Below are 19,216 nucleotides of genomic sequence, written 5' to 3'. Positions count from 1 at the left end.
CTACCGGATTTCATCAGGGTTTTTCCGAAAAGTGCTCAATGCGCGGCGGCTTTTGCCGCCTCTGCCAAAATGAGCGCACTAGAGGTGGCACCGGGATCCTTGTGACCGATGGAACGTTCCCCCAACAGTGACGCCCGCCCTTTTGCAGCGCTCATCGACACCGTATCTTCGGCACCCTTCGCGGCTGCGTCCGCAGCGACGCGCAAGACTTCCTCCAGGGTCGCGCCTTTCGCCACCGCGGCAGCAGCGTTCGTAGCAGCCGGGTACCACGCGTCCAGCATGGTTTTGTCCCCCGGCTGGGCTCCACCGCGTTCCGCAATCCCCTCCGCCGCCTTTACCAGCAGCATCGCCACAGCCTGAGAATCTAGGCTCTCCGTGCTTACCGAACGCGCCGCCCGCAAGAATGCCGTGCCGTACAAAGATCCCGAGGCTCCCCCCACTGCTGCCAACAAAGTATTTGCCGTCACCCGTAATGCTTGCTTCGGGCTCTCTACCACGATTCCAGATAAGCGCTGGTCAACGGCAGAAAACCCGCGTGAAATGTTCTCTCCGTGATCTCCATCTCCAATGACGTCATCTAAATCCCCCAGCATTTCGCGGTTTTGTTCCAGCACTCGAGCGCAGCCATCCATCCAGCGCAGCACCCACTGCTTGTCCAAACTCACAGCTGCTCCTTCCCGACTGCCTGAAATTTCCGCAACTGGCTCCGACCGAGATTCCGTCGATGGGAACCAATCGTGATTAGTTTAGTTTGTCTTTCCGCAACACGTCTTGTGCCATTCCGGCAAGCACGACAGAACCGAAAATCACCACTCCGGTGGAGCCGGGAACGCCACCTTGTAAATCGTCGATTTCTCCGGCTTTCGCAATCGCTTCGGGCAGGGAGTCGATAGCGTAGACCCGCTCGTCTCCAAACACGTCCGCCGCCAGGGTCTGCAAATCCTCCACTTTAGCGGCGCGCTCACCAGGCATCTGGGTCACGATTAACTCCGCGATGGTCGGTTCCATAATTCCCAATACAGTTTCAATGTCTTTGTCCGCCATGGCGGAATAAATCCCCACCGTGTGTTCAAAACGGAAATCATCTTCGATTGCCCGACGCAAGGCTTGAGCCGCACCCGGATTATGCCCCGCGTCAGCCACAATCATGGGGGTGGAATGCAGCACTTCCAGGCGTCCGGGAGACTTGACCGTCCCCAAAGCCCGCTCCACAGATTCCCCGTGCAACGGCATACCGCCCAGTTGCGCCTCTACTGCCGTGAGTGCCAGCGCCGCATTTTCCGCCTGGAATTCCCCATACAGGGGCAGGTAAATATCTTGGTAGACTGCCGCCGGGGTGCGAATGTCGAGGACTTGTCCCCCGACTGCCGGGACCCGGCGCAGCACTTCAAAATCTTCCCCTTCATAGCGCAGCACTACATCCTCGGCAGCGGCAGTGTCACGAATCACCGCGAGAGCCTCGTCGGGTTGTTTTGCCACCACTGCCACCCGCTGTGGTCGCATGATGCCCGCTTTTTCCCGCGCAATATTGGTCAGTCCCTTACCGAGCCACTGTTCGTGTTCCAAGCTGATTGGTCCGATGACAGCTGTATCTGCATCAATGACGTTCGTGGCGTCCCAGCGCCCGCCCATGCCGACCTCGACCACCGCCACGTCTACGGGCACGTCTGCGAACAGGGCGTATGCCATGACCGTCATGACTTCAAAGAAGGAAAGTCGGTGTCCGGGGTGCGCGTTTTCCCACAGCGCCAGCTGCGCCTCGATGTCTTCATAAGCCTGGACGAACTGTTCGGTGGTGACGGGGTCTTGGTCCACTGTGATGCGTTCGCGCACGTCTACCAGGTGCGGGGAGGTAAACCGGCCGGTCCGATACCCCAGTTCCACCAGCAGCGCCTCAATCATCCGGGCGATGGAAGTTTTACCATTCGTGCCGGTGATGTGGACGGAATGGAACAATTCTTGGGGATTGCCCAGGTAATCTAGCACTCCCCGCACCGGCTCCAAGCTGGGCTCAATCTGGTGTTCGGCACGGCGTGTCAACAACGTTTCGTAGATAGCACGAGCTTTCGGGTCGTCCATAGTGGAGGGTCCCAGTGTGGCCGCCGGACGTTGCCTGTCGTTCATTTCATCCACAAGCTCGCGCTGTTCGGGGCTCAACGGAGTGCCAAAGCGGTCGAGGGGACCTTTCCGGGGTGTGTCACCGTTTTCTGGGTCACAAGGTTCCCCGGTCGGGTTGTTATGGTCCTCCGGCTCGGCGGGGGTTCGAGCCGCGAACAGGTAGGGAATCAAATCTGGGTCAACTGACAAATCCTCGGGGGTAACCGCCGGGGAGTGATGCTCATGGGCGTGGTGATGGTGGTGCTGGTGCGCTTCTTCATGCTTGTTTTCCACTCCACCATGTTACCGACCTTGGCAAACTCGCGCCGATGAGAGTATCTGCCCCAATCGCCTGTTTTATCTGAATTCGGTAGTGACGCGACCTGTTGTTCCCCCAGACCGACAGAATGATTTTATTCAGCAGCCGGCAAAGACTACCCAGCAGGTACGAAACATGAAACAATTGGGATATGTCCAAGCTGTCCTTAGAAGCCCCGTCGACCGATGAGTTGACGGCAACAGAGCCAAAGTCAGAAATTAAGATTGCCTATCGTCCGATAACCCGCGATGACGTGGTGCAGATGTCGCAACTGCACGCGGTTGCCTATCGGGATGCCGGGTCGAGTGCTGCCAGCCAGCTGAATTTGTTTTGGGATGGCGCCTACGGTCCGCTGTTGACTGAAGCCACCCTCGGGGCCTGGCACGAGGACAAACTGGTCGGCGTGGTTATCGTCTTGCACCAGGCTCCTGATGAGTGGTGTACCGCCGACGGAAACAGCGACCAACCCTATATTGCTGATTTGTTTGTAGACCCTGAGTATCGTCGTCAGGGCATTGGTTCGGGGCTGGTGATTAATGCTTCCCGAGCTGTGGATGCGTTGGGGCTTGAAGCTCTGACGCTACAATTGGACATATCCGCCGCTCCCGAAGCGATGCAGCTGTATGACGCTCTAGGGTTCTCAACACGTTGAGTTCTGCGGGGATGTCGTCACCGATACGGTCGCAAAGTCACAAGTTTTGTCGGTGACGTTGCCGGGGTCGCTCGGAAAATTTTGGTGTGGCACGGTAGGGTTGAACCCATGACAAAGAACCCACTGTTGGGGATGCTTGACCCCGCTGATTTTGATGAAACCATCCGCCCCCAAGACGACCTTTACCGTTACGTAAACGGTAAATGGCTGGCGCGCACCGAGATTCCTGCTGACAAGGCGAGTTACGGTTCATTTCACCTCTTGGCTGAAGAAGCGGAAAAGCAGGTCCGTACCATCATTGAAGATTGTGTCGCGGGTCGTATCACCGGGGAACTGAGCGGTCTTGCTGCCAAAGTTGCCTCCCTTTATGGCTCTTTCATGGATGAAGCCACGGTGGAAGCAGACAGCACCGCGAGCTTGCAACAATTACAGGCTCCCCTAGACCACGCCACCACGAAAGCGGAACTGCGTGACTTGTGGGCACAGACTTTTGCGGAAGGCACCTACGAGGGATTCTTTGATACCGGCATCGACATTGATGTGAACGATCCCGAACGTTACGTCAACTATTTCGGGCAAGACGGTTTGGGTTTGCCCGAACGCGCCTACTACTTGGAAGAAAAACACGCCAGCCTGTTGAATCAGTATCGCCAGCACATTGCTCGCATGTTCACCCTGGCCGGATATGCTTCACAGTCCGCAGCTGCGGACGCGGCTGCTAGAATCGTCGACTTTGAGACGGAGATTGCGAAACTACATTGGGATAACGTGAAAACTCGCGACACGGACGCTACGAACAACCCAATGACCTGGGACGAACTGGCTGCCAAACTGCCGCGTTTTGACCTGGGAGCCTGGCGAAAGGCTTCGGGATTACCTGATAAAATGTTTACGGAAGTCAACGTGAGCGAACCGGATTTCCTCGAAAACATGGATCAACTCTGGGATTCTACCGACTTTGAGACGCTGAAATGGTGGATGCTGTGGCACGCTTTGAACGGGCATACCTCCCTGCTCTCCAGCGAAATAGTGAATGCGGACTTTGAATTTTACGGGCAAAAGCTGGCAGGCAAGGAGCAGCTGCGGGAACGCTGGAAGCGCGGAGTTTCCCTGGCGTCCTCCGTCATGGGCGAAGCTTTGGGCAAACTTTATGTGCAGCGCCACTTCCCTGCCGAAGCTAAGTCTGCTATGAGCCACCTGGTAGATAACCTCATTCAGGCTTATCAGGATTCCATTGCGGTTTTGGATTGGATGGGACCGGAGACGCGAGACAAGGCGCTACAGAAAATGCGTCAGTTTACCCCCAAAATCGGCTACCCCGACAAGTGGCGGAATTATGAGAAACTCCAGCTCGGCGACGGAACGCTAATGGATAAGGTTCACAATGCCAGCGTATTTGGGACGAATTTTTGGATTGACAAGCTGGGTGGTCCAGTCGATCACACGATTTGGCACATGACTCCGCAAACCGTCAACGCTTACTACAATCCGACCGAAAACGAAATCGTGTTCCCCGCCGCTATCCTGCAGCCCCCGTTCTTTGACAAGGATGCGGATGCAGCGGTGAACTACGGTTCTATCGGGGCAGTTATCGGACATGAAATCGGGCATGGTTTTGATGACCAGGGTGCGAAGTTCGACGGCACCGGCAAAGTCGAAAATTGGTGGACTGACCAGGACCTAGCCGAGTTTGAGAAACGCACCCATGCGCTAATCGACCAATACAACGCTTTCGTCCCCCAGGGGCTGCCTGCAGAATTCCATGTCAACGGCGCGCTGACTATCGGGGAAAACATTGGCGACCTGGGTGGACTCGACATCGCTTGGAAAGCCTACCTGTTAGAGCTCAAGCAGCAGGGCATTGCCGACCCGGCAGATGCTCCGGTTATCGAGGGGCTCAGCGCTGCCGAACGTTTCTTCCTATCCTGGGCACTGTCCTGGCAGACAAAGGTCCGCCCGGAAATGGCCAAACAACTCATTTCTGTTGATCCCCACTCCCCGGCAGAGTTCCGTTGCAACGGTGTGGTCGCGAACCTCGACCTATTCGCGGATACTTTCCAGACCAAGCCCGGAGACGCCCTGTGGCTGGAGCCGAATCAAAGAGTCAGGATTTGGTAGGTGCGGGGCTTGGTTTCGGCTTGGTGCCTTTCACCGGGTCGTTCCAAGTCCAGGTTTTCAGCACGGAATCAATAATCGGCTGATAGGTCTCCAGCGCGTAATCAGGGACGTCTTGTTTCAAGGCGTAAGCATGATTATTCCCGGAGACCAAGGTCATAAACGCGGTCATTTCGACCTCTTGATAGACGTAGCTCCACTTCATTTCCAGGACGTTCAGTCCCTCTACTTGGGTCGGGTTCAGTACCGTAAACTTCTTGTAATCCTTGTAGATGGGATCCTGTTTCAAGTTCTTTTGCACTTCATCAGGGTCGGAATTCGCTTTGGCGTGATCAATGACCATGACGGGAACGTAGCCGTTGAGGGCTTTGTCAGAAGCGAGCGACAGCACCACCTGTGCGTCGGGCAGCTTGGAACCGCTAATTGCATCGTAAGCATCCAGGTAGGATGACGGAATCTGCACCCGAAAAGCCCCGTCCTTACCGTTAATCCAGCCCTTTGGGGCCGGCGTGGTCACAATGGTGGAGTTCCATTGGGTAGAGGTCTCAGAGTCTTTCTTTGCGCAGGCACTCAATCCGGTCAAAGCCACTGCGCTTAAGAGAATTCCCACGAGGACACGCCGCCCCCCGCGGAGTTTCGAGGCTGAAATCTGGAAGTCAAAATCGCCCGCGGTTTTCCGTCTCAACGCAAATACCTCCCCTTGCTGTTCGCGCCCGGACCACAACCTAAGTCTAGTTTAACTGTAATCTGTACGCTGAAACTTCATCAAAAAGGGCTCAGACGTGGAAGAATATATACCGATTGCAAACTCAAAGGAGCGTAAATGCCTGGAACTAACCTAACCCGCGTCGAAGCCGAGCAGCGTTCGGAAATCGTCAGCGACGTTCACTACCGCGTACACCTTGATTTAACTCAAGGAGAGCAAATTTTTCATTCCGTGACCGAAGTTGACTTCGCTGCCCAGCCAGGGGCTTCGACTTTCATCGACCTCATTGCCGATTCCGTCACCGAAGTGATTTTGAACGGGACAGCATTAGACCTCTCGAATTACGCCGATTCCCGAATTTTCCTGCCAGATTTGCAGGAACGCAACAATCTGCGGGTGACGGCGAATTGCGTTTACATGCACACCGGTGAGGGGCTGCACCGTTTCACGGACCCCGAAGACGGCAAATCTTACGTGTACTCTCAGTTCGAGGTGCCGGATTCCCGTCGCGTATATGCAGTTTTTGAGCAACCCGACATCAAAGCAGACTTTACCTTTACTTTCGTGGTTCCCCCCGAGTGGAACGCATTCTCCAACTCGCCCACCCCGGAACCTGAAATCGCCGCTGACGGCGTACGCACGTACCGTTTCACCCCCACCGAAAAAATCTCGTCCTATCTGACCGCCGTTATTGCAGGTCCCTACGTGGGAGAAACTGGCGAAGTAACCTCGTGCGATGGCAGACGCATCCCCTTGGGAGTCTACTGTCGTGCCTCTATGGCGAAGCACTTGGATGCCACTGATGTTATGGACATCACCCGCGCTGGTTTTGAATTCTACGAAACCGCTTTTGAGCGCCCCTATCCGTTCCGTAAATATGACCAAATTTTTGTTCCCGAATATAACGCCGGGGCAATGGAGAACGTGGGCTGCGTGACATTCCGCGACGAGTACGTATTCCGGTCCCGCCCGCTACAGACCAGAGTGGAACGCCGGGTCGTGACCATTTTGCACGAACTGGCTCACATGTGGTTCGGTGACCTGGTCACGATGAAGTGGTGGAACGACTTGTGGCTCAACGAGTCTTTCGCTGAATTTGTCTCCACCAAGGCCACCGCGGAAGCAACTCAGTGGAAGGACATCTGGACGACCTTCTCGTGTTCAGAAAAGATTTGGGCATACCGTCAAGACCAGCTACCCTCCACCCACCCGGTTGTGGCGACCATCAACGACCTGGAAGATGTCCAGGTCAACTTTGACGGCATCACTTATGCAAAAGGTGCCTGTGTGCTGTCCCAGTTGGTGACGTACGTAGGTTGGGATAACTTCCGCCTGGGGATTAAGGAATACTTTGCCAAGCACGAGTGGTCCAATGCCACTCTGACAGACCTGCTGACCGAGCTGGAGGCCACCTCCGGTAAAGACTTGAAAGCCTGGTCGCGCAAGTGGCTGGAAGAAGCCGGTATGACGTGGCTGCGTCCCGAAATCCAGACGGACGACAGCGGAGAGATTACTTTCCTGCGCATTGTCCAAGAGCATTTCAATGCCGATGCCACCCCGCGTCCGCAGCATATGGCAGTATGTGCCTACAACTTGGAACAGCACGATGGCAAGACCGTGTTTGTTCCCGGTCATCGCGAGGAATTCGACATGGAGGCCGAGGAATACATTCTTCCCGGCTTCTATGGTCCGCGCCCCGACGTCATTCTGGTCAACGATGGGGACATGGCTTACGGCAAAGTTCGGTTAGATGAACAGTCTTTGCGTACGGCTTGTGAACATATTGACGCCTTCACTGACTCACTGACTCGATCCCAGATTTTGTCGATTCTGTGGGACATGGTGCGTGACGGTGAGGTCGGCGCTTCTCACTATGTTGATACTGCCTTGCAAGCCCTCATGGTAGAAACTCACCCCATGGTGGTTTCGGTCACCTTGCGTAATCTGGATACCTGCGTTGAAAGTTACCTTGCTGCGGAGAACCGCGAAGCTGTGGCTCGAAACGTCTCCTCGCGTCTGCGGATGCTGTCCCGCCTGGCCAAGGCTGATTCGGATACCCAACTGCAGCTGGTTCGGGCTGCCGCTCGTCGAGCACAGTCCCCCGAAGACGTCGCTGCCAGTGCCGCCCTTCTGGATGGCAGCGAGACCCTCACCGGGCTGTTGGTAGACACAGAGTTGCGTTGGAATCTGCTGACTTCTTTGGCAGCAGTGGGACACGTAGACCGTGGCGCTATCGAAGCTGAACTGAGCAATGATGACACCGTGAACGGGCGCGAACGTGTCCTGCAAGCCACGGCTTCTTTGCCCGATTCGGCGGTAAAGGCTGAGTTCTTTGACCGCGCTTACAGCGATACCACTCTCACGAACGACCAGTTGGCGTCCATCATCGCCGGTTTCAATCGGACACCCGACCCGGTGCTGTTGGCTCCTTTTGCTCAGCGTTACTTTGAGATGCTGCGGGAGACTTATGATGGTCGTACTCACGAGATTGGCGAACAGCTCATCGAGGGCATGTATCCAGCCGCGCTGGTGGGATTTGAATCCAGTGGCGTGGATGTCCTGGCACTCACCCAGGAATGGCTCTCGAACAATGCCGACGCGCCTGCGGCTCTGCTGCGGATGATGCGCGAGAACCAGTCCGGCGCCGAACGCATCGCGAAAGCTCAGCAGCGCGACCGCGAAGGGTAAAGTCTGGCGGGTAGCTCTCTGTGCCCGCAAAAGAGCGGAGAGCAAGTCCCCCGTGGACACCAGAATACTTAGGTCCCAGGAGCTATTGGCTCCTGGGACCGCGGGTTTTATTGAAATGCTTCCCGCTCCGCCGGGCAATCTTAACAATCCTGATATACATGCCTCAGGTTAATGCGAACGCGATTGGTGATTAGCCTTCGGGTGAGTCTCTGCCGGGGCGACCGGAACCCGCGGTGGGGGCTGGGGCGCGGAAAAGTTTTGCGCAGTCGGAGTGTTCTGCGGCATTGCCACGGAGTTGTAAGCGGTGGGATACGCGTAGCCGTTTCCTTGGTATCCATATAGTTGGGGATTGTATCCACCGTTGTACTCCGGTCCGTACTCGGGATAAGCCGGATACCCTTCGGGGTAGCTCGGCGCCTGGTATCCATAGGGATTCTGGGCATATCCCTGCTGGGTATAAGCGGGATTTGGCGTGGCAGCGACTTCAGAATAAGGCTCAGCCGAGGGTACCGCAGGCTGCGGAGACTGGGGCGCGGGTCTGATTGCTGGTTCAGTTCGCACCATCCGCGGTTCCCGGGTTGCTTCAGGTTGAGTGATAACGGGTTGAGCGGCAACAGGCTGCGTGGCGACAGGCTCAACGATACCTGGTTGGTTCGGAACCGGTTTTGTCGGAGCTACCTTTGCCGGTGTCGATTTTGTCGGTGTTGGCATTGCCACGACCGGCTTTGCGGGCGTCGGTTGAACCGCTGCCGGTTTTGCCGGAGTGACCTTTGCGGTGGTCGCTTTTGTCACCACTGGCTTTGCCGCAGTTGCCTTTGCAGGAGCTCGCTTTTCCGGAGCCGGAGAAACCGCGGAAGTATCTTCACTAACTGGGGTCGACGCGCCGGTCTGTGTGGAGTTCTTCACAGCTTCCGATTTCTGACTCACGAGGACCGGAGCGAACTTCGCGTCACCGGAATTGTTGGGGATACCCATAAACGGCTTCTTAATGTAGGACACACCAAATCCACCCAGGCGCAATCGTTTCCCTTTTGCCTTTACTGTGAAAATAGCAATCATGACGTAAATCGCAGCGTAAATCACTCCCAGGATGAGCAGCACTAAAATGCCTGCACCGGTTCCCATCCAGCGCAGCAAGTCCAGCATGCCGGGACCGCCTGCCCAGCCAATAGTTACGCCGAAAACCGCGGTGAGAGCGTAAGCAAACGCCGAGGCTCCCGCATGTACCAATAACAGACCAGGAGCCGCGAAAAACAACAGATATAGCGCTGGTTTGTCGGCACCTACCACGAACGTGCTGGCAATCAGGAACCAATACATGATGCGCCAGTATTGACGATTGCTGCCCTTCAGCTGCAGCCACAACACCAGGAACAGCGCTGCCAGCCCAAACGCTACGACCGGGTAGCCCCCGGCGAGGAACAGGGCCTGCTGCCCCTCCATCTGCGTACCTCCGTACACAAAGCAGCGGTAGGAACCGTTGAGGGTGTCGCCCTGGGTTGTTTGGCATCTGCCGTAGAGATTAAAGGGCGCAACGTTCAGCAGGGAGCTAAACCCGGCGACCTCCGCAAAAGGATGGAGCAGACCGTAGATTGCAGCTCCTAAAGGACCTGGAGTGGACACCATTGCCGTGCCAACTGCCACGGCAATGAGCAGATAAAGCAGTTGGTAACACACGCCGACCAGAATGCCGAGGACCACTCCCCCAGTCGCGGAAATCATCACCACCAGAGGAATCCCGCTGACCATTCGAGCCCAGGGAGCAATTTTGCGGAATCGGAACTCGCTCCAGCAACCAGCCACCAGGAATCCCACCAAGATTCCACCCATCAGCCCCAAGTCAACAGCGGAAACCTCCCCTTGTGAGGATGCCGCACTGTATCGAGACAAAGCCATTGTGGCACCCAGGTAACCAGCCCAACCGCCCAGCACCGCAAGTCCGATGGCGGCGTTAGCACGTTTAGCGGCCGCGAAAGCCAACAGAAATGCCACGACCAGAGGAAAATAGGACTCTACCGTGGTACCAACATAGTAAAAGATGTCCGCCACAGGCAATATCGCCGGAAACAGTTTGCCGAATCCCTGATCTCCAAGGATATGCCCCTGCCCTAGGCGTAAGGACATTTCAGATGCGCACAGCACCAATATCGCGACAAACAGATACTGCAGGAACCGTTCGTACCACCCTGGTGACAGGAACCTAGCGAAATGTTGCCGCTTACCCGCAGTCTCCGGGGCTTTGGCGTCTTTCGGACGTTTCGCTGATTTCTTTGCCGCAGCGGAATTTTGGGCTTTTTGCTTGGCTTTGCCTGTTCGGCTCTGAGCACCAGAAATGCGATCCGATTCCACATCGGATACCGCGTCGGCTGCTTTGCCTTTGCCCGCCACGCTGGCACTTCCTTTCCTCAGCATCTCCAGGTCAGACTGTAGTCACGGATACCGCAGCCAACAGCTCTCTCAATTTTGCCACAAATTCTGCCCGGAAAATGTCTTTCGACGTGCTATTAAAGGATTGCAAAGTGGCAACCCCAACGCGACGACTTCGCGACAGAGGCTAGGCTTTGAAAATATAATTCCTTTCAGAACATTAGTTTTCAGTGTTTTCCGTATGCTGCGGATTCACCAATTCGCGCATCGCTTCGCAGATTTCGCCTACTCCCACGTAGTATTCCAGCTCCTCCACTTTGACCGAACGTCCCAGAGAATCCGTTAGCGGAATCCGCCAGTTCGGGTATTCGTTATTCGTACCGGGCTGGTTTTGCATCCGCAGGTCTCCCACTGCGTCGACCAAGCTGACTACAGACAGCTTTGCCGGGGTCATGCCAATGAAACGGTGTAGCGCCAAAATGAGCTCGGACTCGGTCGGATATTCATTTTCCAGCAGCCCCATGTTCCGCAGCATTTCCACCAACTTCGAGATGTCGTCATACAGAGCGTCCTTGGCTTGTTCGAGGGGCTGTGGCAGAATCCCCAAACTGTCCTGTACTTCCAGGTGGACGGCACGGAGGAATCCCAAGGTCGGGGGCAAATCGTGAGTATTGACAGCTGCCATGCACATTTCGCGGTATTGATCCGGATATCTGAAATCACTACCGTTGCGTTCAAACCACAGCACCGAGGTGCCCAGAATACCGCGATCTTTCAGGTAATCACGGACCCAGTCCTCTACTGTTCCCAAGTCCTCCCCGACCACTACGGCGTTAGCTCTGGCGGCTTCCAACAGCATGATGCCCACGGTAGCTTCGTGGTTGTAACGAACGTAAGTACCCTCGTTGGGGTCAGTTCCTTGCGGAATCCACCACAGGCGAAGCAGCCCCATCACATGATCGATGCGCAAAGCCCCGCAATCGGCTAAGGCACGGTGAATAATCCCTCGCAAAGGTTCCCAATCGTGAGTCGCCATATAACGCGGGTTCATCGGTGGCTGGGACCAGTCTTGACCCAGCTGATTGTACATATCCGGTGGCGCACCCACGCTCATAGTACGCACGAAAGCGTCCGGGATGGACCACACGTCAGCACCGCACTTGTGCACCCCGACCGCAAGGTCGTTCATGATGCCAATCGTCATACCGGAGTTCTTGGCAGATTCTTGAGCCGCGTGAAGCTGCGTGGAGGCAATCCATTGCAGCCAGCAATAGAACTCGACTCGTTTGGCGAGTTCCTCCCGCAGCGCCGCCACACGAGGGCTGGAAACATCGGCAACGTCATCTTCCCAAGGTCCCGGGCCGAAACGGTCATACAGGGCGCACCACAAAGCAAAGTTTTGCAAGTCCTGACCTCGCACTGCCACAAAATCGCTGAACTCTGCTTCGCGGGAGGGGCTGCGTTTTACCTTAAAAATGACTTCCAGGGCTTCACGTTTAGCTTTCCACGAGCGATCCCGATCAATGTATTTCACCGCATCAACGGGGAAAATTTCATTGGAGGCTTGAGCGAAAGCGACTTTCACCAGAGATTCAGAAGTGGAATCTAACTGGCTATATTCCGCAATGTCATCAGGGCGGATGTATAGCGGGTTCAGGAAACGCCGCGACACCGGCAGGTAAGGAGAGGGCGTGAGAGGCACGTTGGGCTCGCCCGCATGCAACGGATTGGTCAGCACGAAGTCTGCGCCTTGGCGCCCGAAAATTTCAGCGATATGACCTAAATCGTGGAAGTCTCCCATCCCCCAGGAACCGCGAGAAGACACTGAATACAGTTGCGTCATCACGCCCCAAGAGCGGGAATGCTCCAGATTCCCCAAAGGCAGCCGATCCGGAACGACCGCAACCTGTTGGGAAAATTCGCCTTCCACGGTCTTGGCGTGCAGGGTATGGTAGCCCCATTCGGTGCCTTCAGGCAGGCGGAACGTGGCCTCGCCACGCCTGCCTTCGGGACCAAAGTCACGGGGCGGAACCCAAATATCTAGCTGTTCCAGCGGTCTGGTATCGCCGTTTTCAGTCTCCAGCCAAACTTCCAAACTGGTGCCATCAGGCACGTGAACCGGAATGTTCGCCCCGTGAGACTGCCGTACCACCAGCCCTTTCGGAAGCGTGGAAAACCAGTATTCTCGATCCAGCGACTCATAGGCACGCCCAATGTCATCACAGCTTTGCAGCGTAAAGCCGAGAGCATCAATGACTCGAACCAAAGTCGATTGCGACACCTCATGGTAGTTGCCCGCAAAATCCCAATAGTCCGTGTCCACCCCCAGTCGACGGGCTAAGTCCTGGACTTGGGGCAAATATCCTTCAAGATAGTGCGTTGTTTCGGCCACTGTATCGATTCCTCAAAAATCCGCTCGCTGATTGCCACACGTCGCAACCACTACCGGTACGACACTGGACGGTTTACATTAACTAATTCTAACCGTTCAAACCCGTTAGTGGGCAAGCACACGGGGTGCTATAACGTTTTCCAGTGACTTTTGGGTACGGTTACCCTCACCCGCGGGTCAGTTTCCGATAAACCACCCGATGCGGTCGGGCAGCTTCCGGTCCCAGACGCTGAATCTTATTGGCTTCGTAGCCCTCAAAGTTGCCTTCAAACCAGAACCATTTAGCCGGATCTTCCTCGGTACCCTCATAAGCCAAAATGTGCGTCGCCACTCGGTCCAGGAACCAGCGGTCGTGGGTGACGACCACAGCACAACCGGGGAACTGCAACAGGGCGTTTTCCAACGATCCCAAGGTTTCAACGTCCAAGTCGTTCGTTGGTTCGTCGAGCAGCAGCAGGTTTCCGCCTTCTTTCAAGGTCAGAGCCAGGTTCAGGCGGTTACGTTCCCCGCCGGACAAAACACCCGCAGGCTTCTGCTGGTCAGCTCCCTTGAACCCGAAAGCGGACACGTAAGCACGCGACGGCATCTGGACCTTACCCACCTCAATATAATCTGCCCCGTCGGAGACGACCTCCCACAGTGTCTTTTCCGGGTCAATGCCCGCGCGAGTCTGATCGACATAAGAGATTTTCACGGTTTCCCCGATTTTCAAGTCACCGCCGTCGAGGGGCTCCAGCCCGACGATGGTCTTAAACAGGGTCGTTTTCCCGACCCCGTTAGGTCCGATAACTCCCACGATGCCGTTTCGGGGCAAGCTGAAACTCAAACCATCAATCAGGGTGCGGTCACCAAAGCCTTTCTTAAGGTTAGTTGCCTCCAGCACCAAAGTGCCCAACCGCGGCCCCGGCGGAATCTGGATTTCTTCGAAATCAAGTTTCCGTGACTTCTCAGCCTCCGCTGCCATCGCTTCATATGCCTGCAAACGAGCCTTTGACTTGGCTTGACGCCCCTTAGCGGATTGGCGCACCCACTCCAACTCTTCTTTCAACCGTTTTTGGAGCTTGGCGTCTTTACGACCTTGGACTTCCAAACGCTCCTGTTTCTTTTCCAAGTAGGTGGAGTAGTTGCCCTCATAGGGGTACAGATGACCGCGGTCGACCTCCGCAATCCACCCCGCCACGTGATCCAGGAAATACCGGTCGTGGGTGACGGCAATAACCGCTCCCTTGTATTGGCTCAAATGCTGCTCTAGCCACAGCACCGACTCGGCGTCCAAGTGGTTGGTTGGCTCGTCAAGCAGCAGCAAATCAGGGGCTTCCAGCAGCAGCTTGCACAAGGCGACCCGGCGGCGTTCCCCTCCGGAGAGGGTTTTCACGTCCGCGTCTGCCGGCGGGCAGCGCAGCGCGTCCATCGCCTGTTCCAACTGGCTGTCGAGGTCCCAGGCATCAGCAGCATCAATAGCTTCTTGGAGCTGACCCATTTCTTCCATCAGGGCATCGAAATCTGCGTCCGGGTCTGCCATTTGGGCTGAAATCTCGTTGTATCGATCCAGCTTGGCTTTGATTTCCCCCACGCCTTCCTCGACGTTGCCCAGCACGTCCTTTTCCTCATTAAGCGGAGGTTCCTGCAAGAGGATACCTACCGTATATCCGGGACTGAGGATGGCTTCACCATTGCTGGGTTCATCCAAACCTGCCATGATTTTCAGGATGGTCGACTTACCGGCTCCGTTGGGACCTACCATGCCAATCTTGGCTCCAGGCAGGAATGCCATCGTTACGTCATCCAAAATGAGCTTATCGCCGACTTTCTTGCGGGCCTTTAACATCGAATAAATGTACTCTGACATACAACTTCCTTACAGTTTCGGTGAGCCGAGCAACATCTGGCCCGGAGGTCTATTGGGGGTGGGGTAAAAACCCGCACCCCCAATATGCTAACGGAAATCGCAAATCTTTTTCAGAATGGTACCGCGTCAGTCCCGACGCTGATTAAAGATTCCTCATCGGCAGCTTCCATTTCAACGTCTAATTCGTCAAGAATATCCACACTCTCCACGAGGTCTGACTCCGTCTGCGCAAATCCCGTATCCCTCACGGTGTTCAAAGAGTCCGCAGAAATATCGAACTTGCTCGATTTCGCGGAGTTTTCCTCGGCGCTGGTTTCCTTGGCATATTTGATGTTTATGGAAGGAGTACGTACCAGGTCTACCCCAATATGGGTCAGGTGCAGAGCCAATTCTGGACGTTTTTCGACGACGCCAGTCGTTTTATCGGCATGTTCGTAAGTCCCGGGCACTAAACGTCCCTGCGCAACCACCGGATCGCCCTTGTGCAGCGATTCCGCAATGTTGACGGCGAAAGTCCCCCAAGCTTTGCAGTTGAACCACGTGGTTTCCCCGCTGGTCCAGTTGCCGTTAACATCACGATAACTGGCGTTGCAGGCCAGAGAGAATCGGACCCAGTGCGTACCGGCGGAGGTCTTGCGCAAAAATGGAGTGTTTCCCAAATATCCGCTTACTGTTACTGTCATGGAGCTCATTTTGTTTTCCTTTCCCGAACGTCTCTGCGCTCGTTACTGTCGATAGCTGTCAAGCAAACAGCTCTCAGTTCGAGGGTTTCGCAAAGGTTTGTCATGTCCAACTAAATATTTTTTTGCCTGTGGATAACCCTTTTATGCACAGGGGAAAAAACCGCGGAAATAGGCTAAACTGGTCGAGTTAACAGATTTTGTTTAACCGGTAAGCCTTCGTAGCTCAATGGATAGAGCAACGGCCTTCTAATCCGTAGGTTGTGGGTTCGAGTCCCACCGAGGGCACCAACCCTCCCGAAATATACCGATACCGGTATTCAGTTTGTGGGGGGAGGCTGACCATTGATAGGGAAAAATCACTAAAATGGGGTTCGTGACTATGGAAAACCTTTTAGGCCCCGGCTCCCCCTCGTCTCTGCGCGTAGCGAACCAAAAGCGAGTTTTGTCTGCCATTATTGATGCCGGAGGGATTTCACAGGCCGAGATTAGCCGTCGCACCGGTCTGGCCCCCGCGACCGTTTCTAACATCGTTCGCGAGCTGACCGAAGCCGAAATTTTGCGTCTGGCGGAGGCCGCATCAGGTCGACGCGGCAACACGATTGCGTTCGCCCCCGAAATTGGTTACGCCATGGGTGTGTCTCTGGAACGTGAACAGGTACGAGTCGGGATTGTCACTCTGGATCACGATATTGTGGATACGCAAGTCATCCCCCTTCCTCCAGAGGCTAACGCAACCATTAATAAGGAAATGTCAGTTGCCCTGTTCGACTCGATGATGGCAGCCAAGGGGCTGGAAAACGCTCAGATTGTGGCTGGTTGCATCGTAGTTGCCGATGCGGTGCGTTCAGATGGTCGCATGTCCAACTACACTTCCATGATTCCAGGACTTAACGGAATCAACCTGGAAGACATCGCTCAAGAAGTTTCCCCTTTCCCAATTCTGACCGAAAACGACGCTAATGCCGGGGCTTTAGCTGAGCACATGTGGGGAGTCGCAAAGGACGTCGATGATTTCGTCTATGTTGAAGCCTCGTCCGGGATTGGCGCCGGCATTATGGCAGGTGGCAAAATCCTGTACGGAACCGGCGGGATTTCGGGAGAAATCGGACACTTCCCGATTCCGAGCCATCATGAGTTATGTAAATGTGGAGGCAGTGGCTGTCTGGAGATGATTGCCTCGGTCAGCGCGATTATGGCTTCGCTGCGCAGCTTGGAGATTCCAGTCCACACGTTGAGGGACCTCTATCGACTGATTGAAGAGGGCGACGTGCGGGTCACTCGGCGTATTCAAGAAGCCGGTCGTGCTATCGGTTACGTCTTGGCGCAAGTGTGCAACATTTTGAACCCAAAGATGATTGTTATCGGGGGCGAGCTGTCCTTTGCAGGCGAGAGTTTCTTAAACCAGATTCGGGAGACGATTAACCAATTCGCCCTGCCGGATTGCGCCGCCGACACAACGTTGCGTCTGAGCGCTTTAGGTTCGTCCGCTCCCCTGCGTGGCGCGATGGCGAAAGCAGTTTCGATGGTGGATCTTGACGTGATTTTGCAACGATTCCTGGCTGACGAAAGCAACTAAGCCTTTTGCTGGTAGGCGAAGATTTCGCCACCAGAAACAACTATTGAATGGGAGATGAGTACCGTATGGGAAACAAAAAAACGACCCGATGGTGTGGATTGATTGCGAGATGACCGGACTCGATTTGCATGTTGACGAGCTGATTGAGGTCGCTGTGATTGTCACCGATGCCGAACTGAACCCGCTGGATTCCGGTATCGATTTGCTGATTAAGCCCAGCGCGACCGCGATGAATCACATGGGAGAATTTGTCCGCGAAATGCACACTAAGTCAGGGCTGCTGGCGAAACTTGATACCGGTTTGAGCGTGGAGGAAGCCGGTCGTCAAGTTCTGGACTACGTGAAACGCCTGGTCCCTGAACCCGGAAAAGCCCAGCTGGCAGGCAATTCGGTACATTCTGATAAAGCGTTCTTGGCGAAACAGATGCCGGAGCTCATCAACTGGTTGCACTATCGGATTATTGACGTGTCTACTCTGAAAGAACTGGCGATGCGCTGGTATCCAAAGGTGTACGGTTTAGCTCCGGAAAAAACCGGCAATCATCGAGCTTTGGGCGACATCATTGATTCCCTCAACGAACTGCGCTATTACCGTTCGGTACTGCTGCCGGCAGGCGAGGGTCCCAGCACGGAAGAACTTCAGAGTGCAGCCGCCCACATTTTGCAGACTTCGCCTTTCAAGTAAACAGAGGTTTTTTGCACAAGTTCCCCCGGCAAGGCGGTAGGCAAACAACGGTTTCGCAGTAGGCGGGGCACGAGTTTCGCCTGAGCGGCAAAATCCGGTAAGATAGGGGGGTTGCTTTTCGCAAGCGATGGTGGCTGTAGTTCAGTGGTAGAGCACCTGATTGTGGTTCAGGATGTCGCGAGTTCGAATCTCGTCAGCCACCCGACTGAGAGAGCGTCTCAAGCCGAAAAAGCGAAGCTTTCGAGCTCGAGACGCGAACGAGGGAGGGTATGCAAGGCGAGCGGAGCGAGTCCTTGCTAATACCCAGACGCCGGTCAAGGCATGCGCCTTGACCGGTTTTTTCGTGCCTGCACAGCAGGCAGAGCCTCTCTCGACAAGCGCGTCGTAAGCTTGCTTACGTAAGCGGCTTGTTGGGAGAGGCGCGCGGCGGGCAACGCCCGCCACGAAAAAGCCGCAAGGCATTTGCCGCTTCGGCTAAGGGATGCGCAAGCCGACGTGAAAACGGCGGGTTGCGCACCCAGACCTAGTGACAAAACGAGGAAATGGTGCGCAAGCCGCGCAGCAGGTTGCGCACCCAAAGACCGAGAAATTTTCCACTACAAAAGCGAAGCTTTCGAGCTTGAGACGCGAACGACCAGTTTCACTTCTCCCGTACGGAATTCTCTATAGCCCGAATCATCCCTACCTGCATCTTTACCAAAGAGCGCATCGGCATGAACACAAATCCCACTTTGAAATCGGTCGTTCATGCACAGCGGGCATAGTTCTGCTGTACCCGAAATCCCCGATAACTCACGACGCATCATGACAGTGACCCGTTCGCCCTGCTGCACTGGCACCATCACCGAGGCAACGTGTTCGCTGTGCAAGATGACAGAAGTCCACGCCCTATCTCCTCCCTCTTGCATAAGACGAGGCATCGACTTACACAAAGACTGAAATATATACGAAGTGGATATGTATAAACACTGCCTATATGTGTCGCTAATGATTCTCGTTTATAATCTCAAATATAACTGTCTTTTTTGCAACTTATTAATTGTAAATTCTAATAGAAATGAGTTCATATAATCCTTGATATACTTAC

Annotated in this window: 12 protein-coding genes and 2 tRNA genes; 7 read left to right on the top strand and 7 right to left on the bottom strand. The window is 55.0% G+C overall.

The annotated features are described in order from the left end of the window. Positions 1-35: 35 nt before the first annotated feature. Positions 36-665: a dihydroxyacetone kinase subunit DhaL gene (gene dhaL, locus HMPREF0576_RS01435; RefSeq protein ID WP_004008188.1), complete on the bottom strand. Its 630-nt coding sequence runs from the start codon at positions 663-665 to the stop codon at positions 36-38. Positions 666-741: 76 nt separating this feature from the next. Further along, positions 742-2,391 carry a bifunctional folylpolyglutamate synthase/dihydrofolate synthase gene (locus tag HMPREF0576_RS01430; RefSeq protein ID WP_004010413.1) on the bottom strand — a complete coding sequence of 550 codons (1,650 nt, stop codon included), beginning with the start codon at positions 2,389-2,391 and terminating at the stop codon, positions 742-744. 176 nt (positions 2,392-2,567) lie between these two features. On the opposite strand from HMPREF0576_RS01430, the gene HMPREF0576_RS01425 reads away from it, so the two are divergent. Both HMPREF0576_RS01425 and HMPREF0576_RS01420 read left to right on the top strand, forming a co-directional pair. Beyond that, the gene (locus tag HMPREF0576_RS01425) at positions 2,568-3,068 is read left to right on the top strand and encodes a GNAT family N-acetyltransferase (RefSeq protein WP_004008190.1); all 501 of its coding nucleotides are present in this window, start codon (positions 2,568-2,570) and stop codon (positions 3,066-3,068) included. Positions 3,069-3,176: 108 nt separating this feature from the next. Further along, the gene (locus HMPREF0576_RS01420) at positions 3,177-5,186 is read left to right on the top strand and encodes a M13 family metallopeptidase (protein WP_004010412.1); all 2,010 of its coding nucleotides are present in this window, start codon (positions 3,177-3,179) and stop codon (positions 5,184-5,186) included. On the opposite strand, the gene HMPREF0576_RS01415 is transcribed toward HMPREF0576_RS01420, so the two are convergent. Beyond that, positions 5,173-5,868 carry a hypothetical protein gene (locus tag HMPREF0576_RS01415; RefSeq protein WP_236585918.1) on the bottom strand — a complete coding sequence of 232 codons (696 nt, stop codon included), beginning with the start codon at positions 5,866-5,868 and terminating at the stop codon, positions 5,173-5,175. The two genes, HMPREF0576_RS01420 and HMPREF0576_RS01415, sit on opposite strands and share 14 nt — an antisense overlap. Before the next feature lie 138 nt (positions 5,869-6,006). Between HMPREF0576_RS01415 and pepN the strand changes: the two genes are divergently transcribed. After that, positions 6,007-8,577, top strand: coding sequence for an aminopeptidase N (gene pepN / locus HMPREF0576_RS01410; RefSeq protein ID WP_004010411.1), 2,571 nt, complete (start codon positions 6,007-6,009; stop codon positions 8,575-8,577). A 168-nt stretch (positions 8,578-8,745) separates the two neighbouring features. On the opposite strand, the gene HMPREF0576_RS01405 is transcribed toward pepN, so the two are convergent. The 4 genes from HMPREF0576_RS01405 to HMPREF0576_RS01390 form a co-directional block, all read right to left on the bottom strand. Beyond that, the gene (locus HMPREF0576_RS01405) at positions 8,746-10,989 is read right to left on the bottom strand and encodes a hypothetical protein (protein WP_004010410.1); all 2,244 of its coding nucleotides are present in this window, start codon (positions 10,987-10,989) and stop codon (positions 8,746-8,748) included. Between the two features lie 175 nt (positions 10,990-11,164). After that, positions 11,165-13,336, bottom strand: coding sequence for a 4-alpha-glucanotransferase (gene malQ / locus HMPREF0576_RS01400; protein ID WP_004010409.1), 2,172 nt, complete (start codon positions 13,334-13,336; stop codon positions 11,165-11,167). 166 nt (positions 13,337-13,502) lie between these two features. Beyond that, positions 13,503-15,185: an energy-dependent translational throttle protein EttA gene (gene ettA / locus HMPREF0576_RS01395; protein ID WP_004010408.1), complete on the bottom strand. Its 1,683-nt coding sequence runs from the start codon at positions 15,183-15,185 to the stop codon at positions 13,503-13,505. A 110-nt stretch (positions 15,186-15,295) separates the two neighbouring features. Beyond that, complete coding sequence (locus tag HMPREF0576_RS01390) at positions 15,296-15,868, bottom strand: single-stranded DNA-binding protein (protein WP_245527296.1); 573 nt, start codon at positions 15,866-15,868, stop codon at positions 15,296-15,298. Between the two features lie 212 nt (positions 15,869-16,080). Here HMPREF0576_RS01390 and HMPREF0576_RS01385 point away from each other — a divergent pair. From HMPREF0576_RS01385 to HMPREF0576_RS01370, 4 genes are all read left to right on the top strand, one after another. Then, positions 16,081-16,156 (top strand) — tRNA-Arg (locus HMPREF0576_RS01385). Between the two features lie 76 nt (positions 16,157-16,232). Continuing rightward, the gene (locus HMPREF0576_RS01380; protein WP_004010406.1) at positions 16,233-17,444 is read left to right on the top strand and encodes an ROK family transcriptional regulator; all 1,212 of its coding nucleotides are present in this window, start codon (positions 16,233-16,235) and stop codon (positions 17,442-17,444) included. Between the two features lie 88 nt (positions 17,445-17,532). After that, positions 17,533-18,129: an oligoribonuclease gene (gene orn, locus HMPREF0576_RS01375; protein WP_004010405.1), complete on the top strand. Its 597-nt coding sequence runs from the start codon at positions 17,533-17,535 to the stop codon at positions 18,127-18,129. A 130-nt stretch (positions 18,130-18,259) separates the two neighbouring features. Next, positions 18,260-18,331, top strand: a tRNA-His gene (locus HMPREF0576_RS01370). The last annotated feature ends 885 nt before the right edge of the window (positions 18,332-19,216 follow it).

Origin of the sequence: Mobiluncus holmesii ATCC 35242, from assembly GCF_000185445.1 — a bacterium.
In the GTDB taxonomy this organism is placed as follows: domain Bacteria; phylum Actinomycetota; class Actinomycetes; order Actinomycetales; family Actinomycetaceae; genus Mobiluncus; species Mobiluncus curtisii.
Note: the sequence above shows the minus strand (reverse complement) of the source record. Positions and strands in the feature narration are given on the sequence as shown.